Consider the following 18,248-nt stretch of genomic DNA (forward strand, 5'->3'; position numbering starts at 1 on the left):
GCTGGCAGTAAGTTGACAGTGCCCCGCCAGATGCAGGGCGCAAACATGACGCCGTCAGTATGGTGAGCGGGAATTCAGCGCTGAAAAGTGACCCCCGCTTCTGTCACCCGCTTTACCGGGTTTCACGGCATGAGCGACTGCCATAGCAATTTCAGCGCGATCAGGGTCATGGTCCACTTCAAGACCAGCCCGAAGCGTGCTTCATTCAGCCTCCCCAGCAACCGGGATCCGATCCAGGTCCCTGTTATTCCTGCCAGGATCATCGCCAGCACGACCGGCATCCACTGCAGCGGATTGAATCCGAGTGAGCCAAAGACCGCGGTCTTCAGCAGGTTCTGACCCAGCAGGCAGACCGCCATCGTTCCCACGAAGGTCGCCTTGGCGTAATTCAGTCCGCGTAGCACTGACGCCATCATGGGCCCGGTTGCCCCTACAAACAGCGACAGGAAGGTCAGACCGGCCCCGGTACAGAATATTTGCCTGGGCGTTTCCCTGATGGGAATACCTGTCGGCAACCATGCTGAAATCAGCACAAAGATAGCGACGGATGTCAGCAGCAAGCTGGGCGGTAGTTGGCTGACCACCAGTGCCGCCGCCATCGCGCCCGCGAGCCCACCGATCAGGAATATTCGGGTAAACGAGAGCGACAGATCGCGGCGGTAGGCACAGATCCGGCTGGCGTTGGAGCCCATCTGTACCAGGCCGTGGACGGCGATCAGGTCGGCTGGGCTGATGAGGGTCGCCATCACAGTCAGCAGCAGTACACCGCCACCGAAACCGACCAGCGCAGATACCAAAGAGGTGAAGACGCTGGTGAGCATCAGGGTTATCAGAGTGGATGCATCGACCTGCGCCAGAAAAAACGACGATAAGGTTTCCATTAAATTCCTTTTATATAAGCTAGTTAGGCCTGTAATTGCCGGGCAGCGGCGCCTCTGTGACGGCGCCAGGATGAAAAAACGGTTTACAAAACGAGTGTCAAGAAAGTAACCTGTCGACAGACGACTGACAACAAGCGAGCATCAAATGGAACAGCAACTCTTCACCAACAGGTTGCAAGACCTCAAGAGCCAATCCTTGAGCAGGGCCGTGGAAGAGCAGCTGGAACAAATGATTCTCAGCGGTGAGCTTCTGCCCGGCGAGCGTATTAACGAGAGCTATCTGTCAAATACCCTCAAGATCAGTCGCGCACCGATACGGGAGGCCTGCCGGCAGCTCGCCCAGTACGGCATGGTGGAAAACCGGGTTGGCAAGGGCTCCTATGTACGCCAGGTCAACCTTGAAGAAGCACTTGAGCTCTATGAGCTTCGCGGGGTCCTTGACGCATTGGCGGCAGAGAAAGCGAGCCAGAATGCGAGCAGTGAAGGCATTGCAGGGCTGGGGTTACTGGTCGAGCAAATGCGCAGCTTTGCTGCCCGTCACGAATCGACCGAATACTTTGCCACCAACCTGAAATTTCACCACCAGATTGTGCAACTGGCAGGCAGCGCGGCGCTGATCGACCTCTATGAGGTGGTGTTCAAAAAGCTTTCCCTGTTTCGCCAAAAAACGCTTTCCCAGCCGGACCGGCTGCAGCGCTCACTGTCGCAGCACGAAGGAATATTCGCTGCAATCCAGAACCGAGATGCGCAACTTGGGAGCCAACTGGCACGCAGCCATGTCGAAGAGGCCAAAGGGGTCCTGCTGGCAACAAAGGTCTAAACAGCACGAGGCGGTTTAATCACCCCCTCGTTTTTTTATACACACAGCTGTCGACAGACGACAGACGACGGAGGAGAGGATTCAATGTCAATCCAACAAAACCCTTTTGCGGATGTACCCGAGAACAGCCATATCACCGAAGATGCGGCTTCTTTTATCGAGCAGGTAACCTTTGACCAGATTCCGGCAGAAGCCTTGCGTATAGGCACACGCTGCCTGCTCGACGGACTTGGCCTCTACGTTGCCGGCAGCGATCACGAAACGGCAAGGATCCAGGCAGAATTGGCCGCCGAGACCGGGGGAACCCCGGAAGCCTTGCTGCTCGGAAGGGGAGACCTGCATGTACCGGCCCCCCTCGCCGCGCGGGTATTGGGTACAGCCGGTCACGCCCATGATTGGGATGACTCTCAGGTCAGCAAGGATCCCGACCACGTATACGGTCTGCTAACCCACCCCACCATCCCGCCACTGACGGCGACCCTGACGGTTGCTCAGAAGCTCGAAAAAGTCTCCGGGCGTGACTTTATGTTGGCTTTCCTGACCGGCTTCGAAGTGGAAGCCAAAATTTCCGAATGGATGTTTTCCCAGCACTACAAGAGCGGCTTTCACTCCAGCGGTACCGTTGGCACCTTCGGCGCCTTTGCTTCGGCCGCCAAGTTGATGGGGCTTGAAGGTGATCAGCTGCGACACGGTCTTGGCCTTGCCGCCTCTTTCGCCGCGGGCATCCGCTGCAACTTCGGTACCATGACCAAGCCGCTGCATGTCGGTCGTGCCGCTGAAAACGGTGTGACCGCGGCATTGATGGCCGCCAAGGGTTTTAGTGCAGACAAGGCGGCGCTGGACGGTCCCTGGGGTTTCTTTGCCGTGCAGGGCGGTGGCGTAACGCATCAGAAACTTGGCACAGAGACATTCGGCCAGCCCTGGTCTATCGTCGAACCCGGCGTCAGCATCAAGCCGTACCCCTGCGGCGTACTGACCCACCCGACCATCGATCTGATGGTCAAGCTGGTCAAAGAGAACAATATCGCCGCCGAAGCGATCGAACGAGTAATCGTTCGTGCAGGTTCCAACATTCTCAACCCTATCCGTTATCCCATCGCCAGCAACCACCTTGAAGCCAAGTTCTCCCTGCCTGCGGTTCTGGCGATGGTGGCGATCAATGGCAAGGCGGGCAAGGTAGAGTTCGAAGATGACTTTGTTCAGAGCGATGCCATGCAGAAAATGCAGCGGCAGATCGAGACCCGCTTCGATCCTGAAATAGAAGCAATGGGTTTTGACAAGATGCGCTCTAACATCGAAATCCTGCTGAAGGATGGCACCAGCGTGCGGGATAGCGCCGACGAGCGCTATCGCGGGGGCCCCGAGAATCCACTGACGGATAGCGAGGTCGAGGCCAAGGTACGTGGCTGCTGTGAAGGCACTCTGGACGAGCATGCGACCCGCGCCCTGATCAGGGACGCCTGGAACGTATTGCAGCTGGACAACGCTGCCGGGCTTGCCCAGCTGATCCAGCCCGACCGCGCCTAACGAAGCAAGAATCAATGTCGGGAGACCCTGGCCTCCCGGCGACTTGATGCGTCAAAACATAATAATACTGATGAGGAAATCAGCCATGAAAATTAAAACTACGCTCGCAGCCCTCGCGCTAACTCTTGGTGCGGTCATTTCGGCGCCGTCGATGGCAGCCTACCCCGAGAAACCCATCACCCTGGTGTGCTGGTCCAGCTCGGGCTCCGGCCATGACCTGATGGCCCGTTACATTGCCAAGCTGGGTGAAAAGCATCTTGGACAACCCATCGTGGTGGTCAATAAAAAGGGCGGCAAAGGCAAGGTTGCCATGAGCTATGTACTCAACCAGGAGGCTGACGGGCATGTGATCATGACCAATACTCGCAGCATGACCAATCGCCTCAAGAAGACGGGCGACAGCATCGCCATAGACAGCTTCAAGTATGTAAGTCGCGTGGTCAAAGATCCCTTCGTCATCGCCGTCAACAAGGACAGCAAGTTCAACACCATCACAGACCTGGTGGCATTCGCCAGGCAAAACCCCAACAAGGTCCAGATTGGCGGGTACAGCACCAAGTCTGTGGATGAGGAACTGGTGAAGGAGCTGGAAGCGAAAGCCGGGATTGACCTCAACTACATCCCGTACAAGGGAGGCAAGGAACCAGTCGTAGCCGTCCTGGGTGGCCATATTGATGTGGCCATCGCCAACCCCAGCGAGATGCTGGCCAACTTTGAAGCAGGCAAGCTGAAGGTTCTGGGTGTCGCCTCCAGCGACCGTTTTAGCCCCTTCGACGAGGCTGCGACCTTGACCGAGCAGGGCTACCCCATCGTCACCGAGCACTGGCGTGGCATTATGGCATCCAAAGATGTCCCGGATGAGGTTGTTGCCAAGCTGAACGACATGATCCAGAAGGTTATGGCCGAACCTGAATTCAAGAAGTTCCTCGCCAGCGCCAACATGTATGACGGCTACCTGGCCGGCGACGCCTTTGGTGAGCTGGTTGTATCCCAAACCAAGAACTGATTTCACCACCCCGGGGGCCTGCCCAAAGGCCCCCGGCGTTACCGGAGTCGTTGACCATGAAAATAATATCTGACGTTATTGGCTCAGATCGCACTTTCTCGATCCTGTTGATCGGTGCTTGCGCTGTGCTTTATGGCATGATCGGCGGGCTGGAAGAGCCCGGCTCACCGGCAGAGCTCGCCGCGTCCACCTACCCGCGCATTCTGCTGGTGTGCGTCATGCTATTTAGCGCCGCGCTCATACTCAAGCCCAATCGCGCAGCCCACAAGCAGGCGCATTTCCCCTTGATCGGTGTTTCGGTGGTGGCAATTATCGCCATCTATATCGCGCTGCTGGATGTCGTGGGCTATTTCCTGCTGACCCCTGCGCTGTTGACTGTATTGCCGTTGCTGGCTGGGTTCCGGCGCTACGGCCTGGTTCTGCTAAGCGTCGTACTTGTCACCGCAGCACTCTACGGCATCTTCAAACTGGTGCTTAACATTCCGCTGCCAACCGGCTTCCTGGGAGGCTGATACCATGCTTGATAACCTGATTCTCGGTTTCACCACCATCGCCACCATCCCGGCCATGACCGCCATCATCGTTGGCGTTCTCATTGGCATTCTTTGCGGCGTGCTGCCCGGCCTTAGCGCCTCCACTGCCGTCGCCCTGATGGTACCTTTCACCTTTGGCATGGACCCCGTGGTCAGTGTGTTATTGCTGGTATCGGTATACCTGGCCGGTGAATACGGCGGCTCCATTACCGCTATCGCGATAGGCACACCGGGCACACCTGCCGCGGCAGCCACCATGATTGATGGCTACCAGTTGACCAAGCAGGGCAAGCCAGGGCTGGCGCTGACGACGTCGGTGGTTGCCTCCAGCATCGGCGGCATGATCGGCGCCATCGTGCTGTTCGCGTTCTCCGAGCCACTGGCGACGGTTGCCCTCTCTTTCGGTGCTCCTGAATACTTTGCCCTGGCCGTGTTCGGCCTCACCATTATCGCCAGCCTGGCCAGTGATAACCTGATGAAGGGCTTTATCGTTATGTTTATCGGCCTGTTCCTCAAGAGCATCGGTCTGGACCCCTTTACCGGCGAAGAGCGCTTTACCTTCGGTGTCCCCAAGCTCATGGACGGTTTGAGCTTTATTCCGGCACTGATTGGGCTGTTTGCCATGGCGTCGGTCTTTACCGGTATTGAAAAGACGATGACCAGCACCCAGGGCATCAGCCTTTCCTTTGCCATGCCCAGGGTTCGCAAATTGCTGGGCATGTGGAAGGTTTACTTGCACGCCTCCTTGCTGGGTTCGATTATCGGCGTGCTGCCGGGCGCCGGTGCCACCATTGCATCCTTCATCTGCTACAACGAAGTCAAACGCTTTTCGAAGAACAAGGATCAGTTCGGCAAGGGCTGCCTGGAAGGGGTGGCGGCACCCGAAGCCGGTAACAATGCCGTAGTCGGAGGCTCGCTGGTGCCGCTGCTGACCCTGGGGATTCCGGGATCAGCGACCGCTGCCGTGTTGCTCGGGGCGCTGATGCTGCACGATATTCAGCCCGGCCCGCTGCTGTTTCAGACTAATGGTGCCGTGGTTTACGGCATCTTCGCAGGCCTGTTCGTAGCCTGCCTCGCACAGCTGTTTTTCGGCATTATCGGTGTGCCCGTCTGGGTCAAGGTCATCTCTGCGCCCAAGGCACTGCTGCTGCCAGTCATCGCCGCGATCTCCGTTGTCGGCGCATACGGCTACAACAACAGCATCGTCGATGTCTGGGTAATGTTCGGCTTTGGGCTGCTGGGTTATGTCCTCAAAAAATACCACTTCCCGGTAACGCCAATCATCCTGGCCCTCGTACTGGGAGGCATTCTGGAAGAAAACTTCCGCCGTTCGCTGATGATGTCCGAGGGTGAATACGGGATTTTCTTTGCCCAGCCCATTAGTGCAAGTCTGTTGGTACTGGCTGCCTTGTCGCTGCTAAGCCCGATCGTGCTGAACCGGCTCGCGGCGACTGAAGCCACCAAAGCCGAGAAAAAGCTAAAGAGCGCCTAATTAATCCACCGTTGTCCTGAAAAATTCTCAGCGCTCCTTCGGGGGGCGCTTTTTTCGTATGAATTATGGAGCTTGTGTACCGCTTTACCTGTGGAATATTCAGAATATAGCAAAAGCACGTTCCAACATATTGACGAATAGTTAATAGCGTACCTTGGTATCAATTCGCTCGGGAGTTTTGATATAAGTGCGGCACTCAAGGTTCAACGGCGAGAGATAGCCAACTGCTGACAGTGATTCGCTTCAGCTCAACAAAGCAGTTGCAGTATTTTAGCAAGCTGATTCAGTGGACGAACGGAATAGGAATCCGCCTGATGATCATGGCAGTTGTGATGAGTTGAACTAGAGGCAATGGCGACTAAAGGGAGTCTCAGCCCCCGGAGGTTTCGGGGGCTGGCTTCGCAACAGGGCGTTGTTGCGATGATCTTGAGTTGGAAAAGGCTGCCCGGTTACAACTACGACTACGAGGTTGTGGAGTCGTCGGGCGTCGATGGCTCGGCGTCGCTGTGAGGGGTGAGCTCTTCCTTGATGTAGCGTTTAATGTGGCCCTGAATCTTGCGGCTGGTGATATAGGCCCAGGCACCCACCAGAGCGCCGGCTGCGCCGAAAATAATACGCCCTTGGGGTATGAGCAGCATCAGCAGTAACGTCAGCGCAATCGTAGTCATTAAACCGTACTTGCCGCGTTTGCCTACTGTTTCTATCAGCTGCTCGGCATCGGCCCGGGTGGTGATGCCTGCGCCTGGCAGTTTCTGTCGCAGCGAGGCGTATTTCGCCTGATGACCCGGAATGGGCTACACAGGGCGACGCATCGGGCAAAAAACGGCCAAGAAAGAGCGGCCAATCCGCCAAATTTGAACATAAAACAGGCAGCGTCATTGCTGCCAATCAAATTTTCAACAGCCTGTTAAAGCAGTCTCTACCACTGCTGGGTAAGAACATCAGCCACATTTTTGAGTTACCGGAGTTACCGAAGTTGCCGGAGTTGCCGGAGTTGCCGGAGTTACCAAAGGCCGAACAGATACCCTCGTTTGTGAGACATCCCGGTGCTTTTGGCGACGCGGGTATTGCTGACGGTCACGCGCATTCGGCGCTCGCGGAACCAGCGGAAGAGGGCACTTTCCAGCTCTTGGCAAACGGCGGCGCAGTCGGGATCCGATGCCCGGTCCTCCAGCTCGAATGGGTCTTTGGCAAGGTCGAAAAGTTGTGGTTGAAAGTGTTCATAGTGAACGTATTTCCAGTGGCCGTCGGTGACCATATAGGCTTTGGCCTGGTCCGGTGGCAGACCCAGCGTTTGGCGTGCACCGCGTCGCGCGTAGTCGTTTTCGCTGAAGGCGTGGGTGCGCCACTGGATCTCGTCGCGCCCTTCGATCAGCGGCAGCAGTGAGCGGCCTTCAAGGATGTGATCGAATTTCCCGCCACCGACATAGTCGACGAAGGTCGGCAGCAAGTCGATGCCCTCGACCAGCCGGCTGCTGCGAGAGCCTCGCGTGACATCGGCTGCAGGACGCGGGTCGACGATAATCATCGGGATGCGGACGCTGGCGTCGTGGAACAGTTCCTTCTCGCCGAGCCAGTGGTCGCCGAGGTAGTCGCCGTGGTCTGAGGTCAGCACGATCAGGGTATTATCGAGTTCGCCGCGTTCGCCAAGAAACGCCATCAGCTGCCCCAGATGATCGTCGAGCTGGGTGATCAAGCCCATGTAGGTGGGTATTACGCGCTCGCGGACCTCGTCGCGGGAAAATTCCCGCGATTCTGCATGCTGCATGAAGGCGGCGGTCACCGGGTGTGGATCCCGTAGTTCCGCTTCGCTGCGTGCGGCTGGCAGGATGTCATTCTTGCCGTACATGTCGTGGTACGGGGCGGGGGCAATATAGGGCCAGTGCGGCTTGATATAGCTCAGGTGCAGGCACCAGGGGGAATTTGCGGCTTCCTTTATGAAGTCCATGGCGCGACGGGTAGTGTAGGCGGTTTCCGAATCCACTTCCTTCACCCGCGCTGGTCGGTCCGCATGGCGCATCTGCCAGCCGCTCAGCACTTCGCCATTGTCGCCTTCGACCGAATTGGCATAGTCATGCCAGGGGTTGTGTCCCCCGTAACCCTTGCTGCGCAGATACTGGTTGTACTTCAGGTCCGGATCCACGGACTGATCGGGATGCAGGCCGTCATCGCGCTCGTAGGGCTCAAACCCGCACTCGCTGACCAGCACGCCGAGTGACGAGCCAGGGTCGATACCCAGGCGCTGCATGCCCTCGTCGTCGCGTTTCATATGAGTCTTGCCGACCAGCGCCACGCGGTAGCCTTCGGGGCGCAGGTAATCTCCAAGAGTTCGCTCGTCAATTCGCAGCGGAGCATTGTTGAGGCTGGCACCGTGACTGGACGCGTAGCGGCCAGTATAGAAGGACATACGGGATGGGCCGCAGATCGGGGCCTGGCAGTAGGCACGGTTGAAATTGACGCCTCGCGCCGCCAGGGCATCGATATTCGGCGTGCGAATGTTCGGATGTCCGTTACAGCCAAGGTAATCAGCGCGAAGCTGGTCGGCCATGATAAACAAGATATTGGGCTTTCTATTCATGTGATCTTGCCTGTCTGTTACGTCTTGAGCGGAGTTTGCAGGGCCTGCGGGCCGGTGCTTCGTCAAGGATGCTGAAACCTTAAGAGTAGAATACGGCAATATCATTGTCTGATCAACGTTGACTGATCCCTATTTAGCTGTAACAATTAAAATTGATTAATCAATGATGTCGGCTGTGGCAATACATCGTGTATCAGCCGACGGCTATTTTTTATTTAGCAGCGAGGAGTTAAACGGATGGCTTTGGATAATAGGGGTACGCAAGACCTTTGGGACAATCCGCTTGGGACCGACGGCTTCGAGTTCATCGAGTTTGCTTCGCCGACGCCGGGAGTACTGGAGCCCATATTCGAGATGATGGGGTTCGTCAAAGTGGCCAGGCACCGATCCAAGGCCGTCGACTTGTTCCGGCAGGGTAATATCAACTTCATCGTCAACAGCGAACCGAAAAGCATGGCCGCCTACTTTGCGGTAGAGCACGGTCCTGGAGCCTGTGCGATGGCATTTCGCGTCAAAAACGCGAAGCAGGCCTACGAGAAAGCGCTGGAGCTGGGTGCGCAGCCGGTTGACATGCCGACCGGCCCGATGGAGGTGCGGCTGCCGGCCATCAAGGGGATAGGCGGTGCGCCTATCTACCTGATTGACCGCTATGGTGATGAGGGGTCCATCTATGACATCGATTTTGAGTACATCGATGGTGTCGAGTGCAATCCAGAGGGCTGCGGCTTTCATACTCTCGATCATCTGACGCACAATGTTTACCGTGGGCGCATGAGTTACTGGGCTAATTTTTACGAGTCGATCTTCGGCTTCCGGGAAATCCGTTATTTCGATATCAAGGGTGAGTACACCGGGTTGACCTCCCGGGCTTTGACGGCGCCTGACGGCAAGATTCGAATTCCGCTCAACGAGGAGGCTGAGGGTGGCAACGGTCAGATCGAAGAGTTTCTGATGCAGTTCAACGGCGAGGGTATCCAGCATATTGCGCTGGCCTGCGATGATCTGCTCGCCTGCTGGGACAAACTGAAAGCCCGGGGGGTGCCTTTTATGACACAGCCGCCGGCCAGCTACTACGAGATGCTGGAAGAACGGCTACCGGGCCATGGTGAGCCGGTAGGCGAGCTGCAGGCTCGGGGTATTCTGCTGGATGGTTCGACTGAAGGGGGGGAGCCGCGTCTGCTGTTGCAAATATTCTCCGAGACGCTGTTGGGCCCGGTGTTCTTCGAATTTATTCAGCGCAAGCAGGATGACGGTTTTGGTGAGGGTAATTTCAAGGCGCTGTTCGAATCGATCGAGCGGGACCAGGTCAGCCGCGGTGTGATTAAAACCGACTGATATTTTCGCCGCTTTACCGTTGTGGAATGCCCGGGCAGTGGCTGCACAGCTGTCCGGCGTCGGCAATTAACAGGAGCCTTTATGCTGATCGATGTCCGTACCTATAGCTGCCACCCAGGCACCCTGAAACCCCATCTGCAACTGTATGCCGAGCGGGGCAGGGCGCCTCAAGTCCAGCACCTGGGAGAGCCGCTGGCTTTTTTGCTGTGCGAGACCGGAAATCCTAATCAGTACCTGCATATCTGGCAATTCAAAAATGCTGCCGACCGCGAGCAGCGTCGCGCAGCGCTCTGGGCGGATCCGCAGTGGCTGGACTATGTTCAGGCCAGCGGCGAGCTCGGTGCTTTGGTGGCTCAGGAGAACAAGCTGATGGTGCCTGCCGATTTTTTTCCGCTGCTGAGTCCTGCCAGCTGACGACGCAGAGCCTTGGTCCTGGTGTCACTAGTTTAAGCGGGATAAACGCCGTGTATTGTCACGGGAGGACTTACCGCCGAGCCCCCAAAGTAAATGGCCTTTGATGGCTGTCTTTGGGGGCTCCCAGTCAGTAGATCAGTGATTCATTATTTCCGCTGCGGCTGCGCTGCTCCAGGTTTTCGGCGTAGCCGAGTAGCTTATTGAGTATCTGGTCAAGCGCGGGGATTTCTTCCGGTGCAAGACTCCCTAGCAGCTTTTGATGGCGCTTCATGGCATGGGGAATGATCGCATGATACATATCACGTCCTGCAGGCGTCAGCGTTAATACCACCAGCCTCCCGTCTTCGGGGTGGGGCTGGCTGTCGATCAATTGCTGCTTCGCGAGCCGACTGGCGACTCGGCTAACCAACGCCTTGTCCATTTTGGATTCTGCCGCGAGTTCTCTCACCGACATTTCCTTAAACCGCCCCAGGGTTGCCAACACTCGCCAGTCGGGGAGTGAGATTCCGAACTGCTGGTTCAGGAAGCGTTCCATCTGACGGCCCAGCATATTGGCCAGGGTGGATATTCGATAGGTTACAAAGCGCTCGAGCTGCACTTGGTCAGGAGCGCTGTCTAAACTGTCGAGAGGCGTCAGTTTGGAGTCTATTTGAGAGTCATTCATGCAGGCAGGAGTCTCTTGATGTAGGCCACCCGAGGTGGGGCAGAAATAATTACATTGATCAGTCAATAATATTACGTTCTCCTTCATTTAACAAATCTTTGCCGGTCGCACGGGGGCGAAGATGCTTTACTAGTTCTCTGTGCGATAGGAATGACCAGGGTTCATCGCAAAGTAACCAGCGACGAGGAAAGGGAGGTGCGACAGGGCCACAGCCATGCAAATGCTCTCCGGGCTGAGGGGAGGCAGGTGGCGAGGCGAAGCCCGATATTCATGGCTACTGATAAAAGTTTAGCAATATCGTTGACTAGACAACGTTGTTGAGGCAATAATGATTCAGCCTTAACTATAACAATCAACTGAGGAGGGAATGCCGATGTGCTTCGATATCGCGTTGTTCGTCCTGTCGGCCGGAGGTAAAAGTCATGCATCGTACTGATATCTGGTCTGGCGCTGCACTGTGCCTGTTCGGGCTCTTGTGTATCACCTATCTGATCCCTGCCTACACGGAGTCCAGCGAGGACTTCACGCTGCAACCTTCGCTGTACCCCTCGTTTGCAGCCTGGGTGATTACGCTGATGGGTGGGCTGCTGTTCGTCTCTCGGTTGCTCAAGGGCAAGAGGGGTGCTGATGCGTCTGCGGGTTTCGCATTGAAAAACCTCTGGCACCTGGTTGCGGTTGTTGCCGTACTGGCTGCGGCGGTTTATGCCTTCGAGCGCGCGGGTTTTGTGCTGACCGGCATTGTGCTGGTGCTGATCCTGATGCTTTACGTCGGTGAGCGCCGGCCCCTGCGTCTGATTGCCACTTCTGTGGGTGCTCCGTTGTTTATCTACGGGGTGTTCAATCTCATTCTCGAAATGCCGTTGCCTTAATCCTATGGATATCATACTTGCTGGTTTGTCTGATGCGCTGACGCTCTCTAATCTGGTATTTGTCGCCGCCGGCGTATTGCTAGGTATCGTCGTGGGAGCGATACCAGGGCTGAACGGCCCGATGGCGATTGCCATTGCCGTACCCCTGACCTATACCCTGACCCCCCTGGCTGCGATTTCGTTTCTGGTCGGTATCATGAAAGGCAGTACCGTGGGGGGGGCTATTCCGTCCATCCTGCTGAATACGCCCGGTACGCCCGATGCCGTCGTCACGGCGCTGGATGGCTACCCGCTGGCGCGTAAGGGCAAGCCGCTGAAGGCGCTTAAAATGGCCCTTTATTCGTCGATCACCGGCGACACGCTGAGCGATATCGTGCTCTTTACCGTGGCAGCCCCGCTGGCACTGGTTGCACTGAAAATGGGGCCGGTCGAAATGACCGCAGTCATGCTGCTCGCCTTCGCGGTGATCACAGGCATGATCGGGGACTCCATGATCAAGGGCGTAATCGCGGTGTTCCTGGGTATTTTGTTCAGTGCTGTAGGGTTAGATCCGGAAAACGCGACGCCGCGGCTGACGTTCGACAGTATCGAGCTGTTTGACGGTCTGGAGATTACCGCCGTGGCGATAGGTATCCTGGCCGTGGGACAGGTGTTGACGGCGCTGGAAGAGCTGCGCGGGGGTTATCAGTCGTCGGTTGTGCCTGGGTTTTCCGGCGCCAAGGCGGATCGTCGAATCAGCTGGGCGGAGTACAAGGAGTGCCTGCCGACGATGCTGCGTGGTGGCGTTATCGGTACCCTGATCGGGGCGCTACCGGGCATTGGCTCCAGTGCCGCTGCTGTCATGAGCTACACCGCGGCCAAGCGGGGAGCCAAGCCTGGTGAAAAATTTGGTGAAGGCGAACTTAAGGGTATAGCAGCGGCAGAGGCAGCCAACAGCTCCGTCTCAGGCGCAAATCTTATACCGCTGCTGGCACTGGGTATTCCCGGCAACGTCGGTGCGGCAATGCTGGTAGGCGCCTTCATCATTCAGGGCATCACACCGGGTCCTCTGATGTTCTCCGAACAGGGACAGCTAATCTACGGCCTGTTCGGGGCCATGGTTATGGCCAATATCTGCAACTTCTTTGCCGGTAACCTGGGTTTGCGGGTGTTCGCCTATGTCACGCGGATTCCGCCGACCATCGTCATGCCGGTTGTCATGCTGCTCTGTCTGTCGGGCGTCTACCTGTCCACTAACAGTCTGTTCACGGTGGGGCTGATGGTGGGCTTCGGGGTGCTGGGCTATGTGCTGAGAAAAACCGGCTACCCGTTCCTGCCGCTGATCATCGGCTTCATTCTGGGCCCGATGTTCGAGTTCTCGCTGACTCAGACGCTTGTTCTGGCCAACGGCGAAATCGAGTATTTCCTTGGCAAGCCCATTGCTATTGGACTGGCAGTCTGTGCCCTGATCGTGGTCTGGCGGCTGGGTTTTTCCAACCGCAAGGTCGCTGACCACCTGAAAGACTGACAGCAGGAGGAAATCTAGTTATGTCACGTCGGCCCAATATTGTTTTTATCACTTCCGATCAGCATCGGGGAGACTGCTTTGGCTTCGAGGGTAGGGCGGTCAAAACCCCTCACCTGGATGAGCTGGCGCGCGCCGGTACAAGGTTCGATGCGTGCATTACGCCGAGTGTCGTCTGTCAGCCTGCCCGGGCTGCGATTCTGACCGGTCAGTTGCCCAGGACTAACGGCGTGCATGACAACGGTATCGACCTTGAGACCGCTGTCGGCGAGAAGGGCTTTGCCGGGAGCCTCGCGGCCGCCGGCTACGAGACGGCCTTTATCGGCAAGGCGCATTTCTCCACCTACCATACGTTCGAGCCGACGGGGCGTCCCGAATGTATCAAAAGCTCTGCCTCCTACGGCGATGACTGGTACGGGCCCTATATGGGCTTCCAGCACGTCGAGCTGATGATGATTGGGCACAACTGGTTTCTGCCACCCAAGCCGCCGGAAGGCCTGCATTACGAGCGCTGGTTTTATGCCGATGGCCAGGGCGAACGCAAGAACGGGCTCTATGGCTGCCGGCTCGAACCCGATGTGGGCGCGGCCCAGACCTGGCATTCGGCGTTGCCGGTCGCCTGGCACAACAGCACCTGGACGGGTGACAGGGCGGTGGAATACATCAAGGGGGAACATGAAAAGCCGTTCTGCCTCTGGGTATCGCTGCCGGATCCGCACCATCCGTTTGATGCGCCCGAACCCTGGTCTCGCATGCATGATCCGCTGCTGGTGGACCTTCCGGTTCATCGCGCGCGGGACCTGGAACAGCGCCCATGGTGGCATCGTGCCGCGATCGAAACCAAGCCGAAAGGGACGGCCGAGGTGGTCGCAACCCGTCAGGCTTACAGCCGAGTGGAGCCGCAGAGCGATCTTCAACTGCGGCATATGATCGCCAACTACTACGGCATGATTTCGCTGGTCGACCACCAGGTTGGCCGAATCCTGATTGCGCTTGAAGAGGCGGGAATCGCGGATGACACCCTGGTCGTATTCAGCAGCGACCACGGTGAGATGCTGGGCGATCATGGCCTGGTGCTCAAAGGGCCGATGCACTATGAAGGCGTACTGCGTGTCGGCATGATCGTGCGTGGCCCGGGCGTTCCGGCCGGCAAGCGTGTTGCCGATCCGGTTTCGACGCTGGACTTGGCGCCGACCTTTAGCGACTACGCCGGGGCGCCGCCGCTGCATAACTACCACGGCCACTCGCTGCGCCCGCTGATCGAGACGGACTCGGCTTCGCGGGACTGTGCGCTCAATGAATGGGAACTGTTGCCCAGCCGTGTTGGCGTGCCACTGTCGCTGCGCACGGTCAGGACCCGCCGTCACAAGTTAACGCTGGAAGCGGTCTCAGGTGCCGGTGAACTCTACGATCTGGAAAACGACCCCCACGAGATGAATAACCTGTTCGATGATCCTGCTGCGGCAAGCGTTCGCCGCGAGCTGGAGGCGATGCTTCAGAATCGTCCCGACGATATGCGACCAGAACTCAGTATTCCGGTCGGCACGGCCTGAAGGAGCCTTTTATGAAAGCACAGAATCTGTTGTTTATTCTGTCCGATGAACACAATCCGCTGGTAATGGGATGTGCAGGGCACCCTCTGGTGAAAACGCCCAATCTGGATCGCCTGGCTGCGGCGGGCACGCGTTTCAGTGCTGCCTATACCAACAGCCCAATCTGCGTGTCTGCCCGGGCGAGTCTCGCCACCGGGCGTCATGTCCACGCGCATCGATGCTGGGACAACGCCATCGCCTATGATGGCCGTATCGGAAGCTGGGGGCATGCCTTGCAGCGTACCGGTCATCCTGTTGACTCCATCGGCAAATTGCATTTTAGGTCCGCTGAGGACCCTGTGGGCTTTGACCACCAGATCAATCCGGCCCATATCGAGGGCGGTATCGGGCAGGTCTGGGGATCGCTGCGCGAGCCACCTCTGGTTACGCCGGACAAGGCGGCCAGGATGCTGTTGCCAATGGGCCCGGGATTTTCCCCCTATAACGCCTACGACCAGCAGAATACGGAACATGCCTGCCGCTGGCTGGAACAGGCCGCGACCGAGAAACAAGGCAAGCCCTGGGTGCTTTATGTCGGCCTGGTTGCGCCTCATTTCCCGCTGACCGTGCCGCAGGAATACCTGAATCTCTACCCGCTGGATGCCATACCGGAGCCGCGGCTGCATCCAAAAAATGGCTATCATCGCCATCCCTGGGTCGAGAACTTTCACCGCTGTCAGCCGGTCGACGACAGTCTGGATGAGAACGGCCGGCGCTTGGCCACCGCCTGTTATCTGGCATTGTGCAGCTATATGGATGCACAGGTTGGCAAGATTCTGGAAACGCTGGAAGCGAGTGGGCTGGCGGATTCTACCCGGGTTCTTTATTCCTCCGATCATGGCGACAACCTGGGGGCACGCGGGCTCTGGGGCAAGTGTACGATGTATGAAGAGGCCGCCGGCGTGCCGATGATCCTGTCGGGCTCGGATGTGCCGCGGGGCAAGGTTTGCAATACCGCGGTGAGCCTGATCGATGTCTACCAAACAGTACTGCAGGGCGCGGGCGAAGAGCAGGAAGCACAGCAGCCTGGACTTTCCGGGCGCTCGTTGCTGGATATAGCCGGTGAAACGGACGACGCCGAGCGGGTTGTCCTTAGTCAGTACCATGCGCTGGGTTCCGAGACCGGCGCCTTTATGCTGCGCCAGGGACGTTACAAGTACATCCATTATGTCGGCCATGAGCCAGAGCTTTACGACCTTGAACAGGACCCAGGCGAAACGAAAAACATCGCGCTAGATCAGCCGGTTCGGGTGAAAGCGTTTGAGACCTTGCTGCGTTCCATGTTGAACCCGGAAGAGGTTGACCGGCAAGCTAAAGCCGACCAGGCAGCGTTGATTCAGCGTTTTGGCGGGCCTGACAAGGCTCGCAACATAGGCCCAAAGGCAGCCACGTCCGTACCAAGCTGAAAACGATGTCGCCGCTATTCAGGCCCCAGGGAAGGTGCAATTCACTGATTTTTTATTATCAGAGCTACGTACATATCTCGCGCTAATTAATACTAATTAATCATAACAACGTTATATTTACCTGAATAATCAGGCCTTCAATAAGTATAAAAGGAGAAGAAAATGAAAAAGATATTTCAAACCATGCTGGCGGCTGTGGTACTGGGTATCGGTGCTCTTGCCGCTTCCGCATCCTATGCTGACTACCCGACAAAACCGATCAACCTGCTGGTTGCCTATACGGCGGGTGGCGGTGCCGATGTGTTTGCACGAAAGATCGTTAGCACGATAGAAGAGCAAAAAGGCTGGAAGTTCGTCGTCCAGAGTGCGACCGGCGCATCGGGTAGTGTGATGGCCACTAAACTAAAATACGCCAAACCCGATGGCTATACGATCGGCTTCGCGGCGTCCGGGGCCTTCTACCTCAATCCTGTGATCAACGACAAGAGCCGCTACCAGCCGGGCGACTTTACCCACTTGGCGGCGCCGGCCGAGCTGCAGATGGCGGTCGTCAGCTTGAGCGAGAGGGGCTGGAAAAACCTCGACGACATGGCGGCCTATGCGAAGGAAAATGGTGGCCTGTCGGTCGCTCTGCAGGGCGAGGAATTGAAGCAGGCGGCGGAGACGATTGCGCAGCACTATGGTATTGAACTGCGCCAGGTGCCGGCCAAGGGCGGCGCAGGCTCGATCGCCCAGATCATGGGCAAGCATATTGACCTCGGTATCATCGCCGGAGCCCATGTCAAGTATGTCGAATCGGGCGATATGGTTGAGTTGGGCGTGCTGACGAATGAGCGTACGGCGCTGTCACCCAATGTCATGACATTGAAGGAACAGGGCGTGGATTACGTGATGCGAAATTACTTCCAGTTCTCGGCGCCCAAAGGTGTGTCGCAGGATATTGCAGAGACTCTGGCCCAGGCGATTCAGGACGCCATGCAGTCGGCCGAGGTGCGCGAGCTTGCGGTCGAGCGAATGCGCCTGGACGTCACCAAGCCGCTAGGTCCCAATGCACTGCAGGAGTTTATTGTACAAACCAGCAAGAATATTGCAGTGCAGATGAAGCGGTAATGGGCTGATTATCAACATAGGATACCGGCTTTCCCCTGTGTGAGTGACTCAGCTTCGGGATGGCCGGTAATAATGTGATGTTGTATTGAAATCATTAATTAAAAATAAATCACCAGTATTTTTAAAATAAATTACAGCCGATTGGCTATGGTGAGTTTGCATTGGGTAATATTGTGCGCGTATTTCAAGTGGCTCGACTATAGGCGTAGTCGGTCTAAATCGCAGTCTATATGGTCAGGAAGTGGCCTTTAAACGTAAATAAATTACCCGAATATAATTTAAGAAAATTCTGGATATAAATAATCTCGCAGTGGCGTTGCTGGGGTTTTATTTTGGCTGCACATCAAAGTATCAATATCTAGGTTAGATTTAAACTAATTGGTAGGGAAATAATAAATGATCTATGGTGAATTTAAGTTCCTTGATGACAGTCTATCAGACTGCGCTCTGGCTGGAACGGGGACGTCTTGTCGAAACGTTAAACCCTTGGTGCTAGCAGTGAGCAGCATTTTGTTAT

At 56.7% G+C, this 18,248-nt stretch carries 16 protein-coding genes; 12 read left to right on the forward strand and 4 right to left on the reverse strand.

Annotated elements, in window-relative coordinates; all coding sequences use genetic code 11:
* Positions 1-122: 122 nt before the first annotated feature.
* Positions 123-881: a sulfite exporter TauE/SafE family protein gene (locus tag KDW95_RS19475; RefSeq protein WP_255853432.1), complete on the reverse strand. Its 759-nt coding sequence runs from the start codon at positions 879-881 to the stop codon at positions 123-125.
* Positions 882-1,026: 145 nt separating this feature from the next.
* On the opposite strand from KDW95_RS19475, the gene KDW95_RS19480 reads away from it, so the two are divergent.
* From KDW95_RS19480 to KDW95_RS19500, 5 genes are all read left to right on the forward strand, one after another.
* Positions 1,027-1,701 carry a GntR family transcriptional regulator gene (locus KDW95_RS19480; protein ID WP_255853433.1) on the forward strand — a complete coding sequence of 225 codons (675 nt, stop codon included), beginning with the start codon at positions 1,027-1,029 and terminating at the stop codon, positions 1,699-1,701.
* Positions 1,702-1,785: 84 nt separating this feature from the next.
* The gene (locus KDW95_RS19485; RefSeq protein ID WP_255853434.1) at positions 1,786-3,228 is read left to right on the forward strand and encodes an MmgE/PrpD family protein; all 1,443 of its coding nucleotides are present in this window, start codon (positions 1,786-1,788) and stop codon (positions 3,226-3,228) included.
* An 85-nt stretch (positions 3,229-3,313) separates the two neighbouring features.
* The gene (locus tag KDW95_RS19490) at positions 3,314-4,234 is read left to right on the forward strand and encodes a tripartite tricarboxylate transporter substrate binding protein (RefSeq protein ID WP_255853435.1); all 921 of its coding nucleotides are present in this window, start codon (positions 3,314-3,316) and stop codon (positions 4,232-4,234) included.
* Positions 4,235-4,290: 56 nt separating this feature from the next.
* The gene (locus KDW95_RS19495) at positions 4,291-4,746 is read left to right on the forward strand and encodes a tripartite tricarboxylate transporter TctB family protein (protein ID WP_255853436.1); all 456 of its coding nucleotides are present in this window, start codon (positions 4,291-4,293) and stop codon (positions 4,744-4,746) included.
* 4 nt (positions 4,747-4,750) lie between these two features.
* The gene (locus tag KDW95_RS19500) at positions 4,751-6,259 is read left to right on the forward strand and encodes a tripartite tricarboxylate transporter permease (protein ID WP_255853437.1); all 1,509 of its coding nucleotides are present in this window, start codon (positions 4,751-4,753) and stop codon (positions 6,257-6,259) included.
* A gap of 461 nt (positions 6,260-6,720) precedes the next feature.
* On the opposite strand, the gene KDW95_RS19505 is transcribed toward KDW95_RS19500, so the two are convergent.
* Positions 6,721-6,927 carry a hypothetical protein gene (locus KDW95_RS19505; protein WP_255853438.1) on the reverse strand — a complete coding sequence of 69 codons (207 nt, stop codon included), beginning with the start codon at positions 6,925-6,927 and terminating at the stop codon, positions 6,721-6,723.
* A gap of 335 nt (positions 6,928-7,262) precedes the next feature.
* On the reverse strand, positions 7,263-8,837 hold the full coding sequence (locus KDW95_RS19510) for an alkaline phosphatase family protein (protein WP_255853439.1): 1,575 nt from the start codon (positions 8,835-8,837) through the stop codon (positions 7,263-7,265).
* Positions 8,838-9,074: 237 nt separating this feature from the next.
* Here KDW95_RS19510 and hppD point away from each other — a divergent pair, with 237 nt between their 5' ends.
* Entirely contained in the window at positions 9,075-10,172 is a 1,098-nt protein-coding gene (gene hppD, locus KDW95_RS19515) for a 4-hydroxyphenylpyruvate dioxygenase (RefSeq protein WP_255853440.1), read from the forward strand.
* Positions 10,173-10,253: 81 nt separating this feature from the next.
* Positions 10,254-10,586, forward strand: a complete 333-nt coding sequence (locus KDW95_RS19520; RefSeq protein WP_255853441.1) for an NIPSNAP family protein — start codon at positions 10,254-10,256, stop codon at positions 10,584-10,586.
* Between the two features lie 127 nt (positions 10,587-10,713).
* Here KDW95_RS19520 and KDW95_RS19525 read toward each other — a convergent pair whose 3' ends face one another.
* Positions 10,714-11,250, reverse strand: coding sequence for a MarR family winged helix-turn-helix transcriptional regulator (locus KDW95_RS19525; protein ID WP_255853442.1), 537 nt, complete (start codon positions 11,248-11,250; stop codon positions 10,714-10,716).
* Between the two features lie 422 nt (positions 11,251-11,672).
* On the opposite strand from KDW95_RS19525, the gene KDW95_RS19530 reads away from it, so the two are divergent.
* The 5 genes from KDW95_RS19530 to KDW95_RS19550 all read left to right on the forward strand — a co-directional run bounded on the left by KDW95_RS19530 (position 11,673) and on the right by KDW95_RS19550 (position 17,731).
* Positions 11,673-12,119, forward strand: a complete 447-nt coding sequence (locus KDW95_RS19530; protein WP_255853443.1) for a tripartite tricarboxylate transporter TctB family protein — start codon at positions 11,673-11,675, stop codon at positions 12,117-12,119.
* A gap of 91 nt (positions 12,120-12,210) precedes the next feature.
* A complete protein-coding gene (locus tag KDW95_RS19535; RefSeq protein ID WP_255853444.1) occupies positions 12,211-13,626 on the forward strand; it encodes a tripartite tricarboxylate transporter permease in 1,416 nt (471 codons plus the stop codon).
* A 20-nt stretch (positions 13,627-13,646) separates the two neighbouring features.
* A complete protein-coding gene (locus KDW95_RS19540) occupies positions 13,647-15,176 on the forward strand; it encodes a sulfatase-like hydrolase/transferase (protein WP_255853445.1) in 1,530 nt (509 codons plus the stop codon).
* Positions 15,177-15,187: 11 nt separating this feature from the next.
* Positions 15,188-16,621, forward strand: coding sequence for a sulfatase-like hydrolase/transferase (locus KDW95_RS19545; protein ID WP_255853446.1), 1,434 nt, complete (start codon positions 15,188-15,190; stop codon positions 16,619-16,621).
* Between the two features lie 162 nt (positions 16,622-16,783).
* Positions 16,784-17,731 (forward strand): Bug family tripartite tricarboxylate transporter substrate binding protein, encoded by a 948-nt coding sequence (locus tag KDW95_RS19550; RefSeq protein ID WP_255853447.1) that lies wholly within the window; start codon positions 16,784-16,786, stop codon positions 17,729-17,731.
* Positions 17,732-18,248 lie beyond the last annotated feature (517 nt).

It is taken from the genome of Marinobacterium rhizophilum (assembly GCF_024397915.1).
GTDB lineage: Bacteria > Pseudomonadota > Gammaproteobacteria > Pseudomonadales > Balneatricaceae > Marinobacterium_A > Marinobacterium_A rhizophilum_A.

Coding starts and splice junctions, on each gene's coding strand:
- KDW95_RS19475 (WP_255853432.1), bottom strand. CDS start 881: ATGGAAACCTTATCGTCGTTTTTTCTGGCGCAGGTCGATGCATCCACT.
- KDW95_RS19480 (WP_255853433.1), top strand. CDS start 1,027: ATGGAACAGCAACTCTTCACCAACAGGTTGCAAGACCTCAAGAGCCAA.
- KDW95_RS19485 (WP_255853434.1), top strand. CDS start 1,786: ATGTCAATCCAACAAAACCCTTTTGCGGATGTACCCGAGAACAGCCAT.
- KDW95_RS19490 (WP_255853435.1), top strand. CDS start 3,314: ATGAAAATTAAAACTACGCTCGCAGCCCTCGCGCTAACTCTTGGTGCG.
- KDW95_RS19495 (WP_255853436.1), top strand. CDS start 4,291: ATGAAAATAATATCTGACGTTATTGGCTCAGATCGCACTTTCTCGATC.
- KDW95_RS19500 (WP_255853437.1), top strand. CDS start 4,751: ATGCTTGATAACCTGATTCTCGGTTTCACCACCATCGCCACCATCCCG.
- KDW95_RS19505 (WP_255853438.1), bottom strand. CDS start 6,927: ATGACTACGATTGCGCTGACGTTACTGCTGATGCTGCTCATACCCCAA.
- KDW95_RS19510 (WP_255853439.1), bottom strand. CDS start 8,837: ATGAATAGAAAGCCCAATATCTTGTTTATCATGGCCGACCAGCTTCGC.
- hppD (WP_255853440.1), top strand. CDS start 9,075: ATGGCTTTGGATAATAGGGGTACGCAAGACCTTTGGGACAATCCGCTT.
- KDW95_RS19520 (WP_255853441.1), top strand. CDS start 10,254: ATGCTGATCGATGTCCGTACCTATAGCTGCCACCCAGGCACCCTGAAA.
- KDW95_RS19525 (WP_255853442.1), bottom strand. CDS start 11,250: ATGAATGACTCTCAAATAGACTCCAAACTGACGCCTCTCGACAGTTTA.
- KDW95_RS19530 (WP_255853443.1), top strand. CDS start 11,673: ATGCATCGTACTGATATCTGGTCTGGCGCTGCACTGTGCCTGTTCGGG.
- KDW95_RS19540 (WP_255853445.1), top strand. CDS start 13,647: ATGTCACGTCGGCCCAATATTGTTTTTATCACTTCCGATCAGCATCGG.
- KDW95_RS19545 (WP_255853446.1), top strand. CDS start 15,188: ATGAAAGCACAGAATCTGTTGTTTATTCTGTCCGATGAACACAATCCG.
- KDW95_RS19550 (WP_255853447.1), top strand. CDS start 16,784: ATGAAAAAGATATTTCAAACCATGCTGGCGGCTGTGGTACTGGGTATC.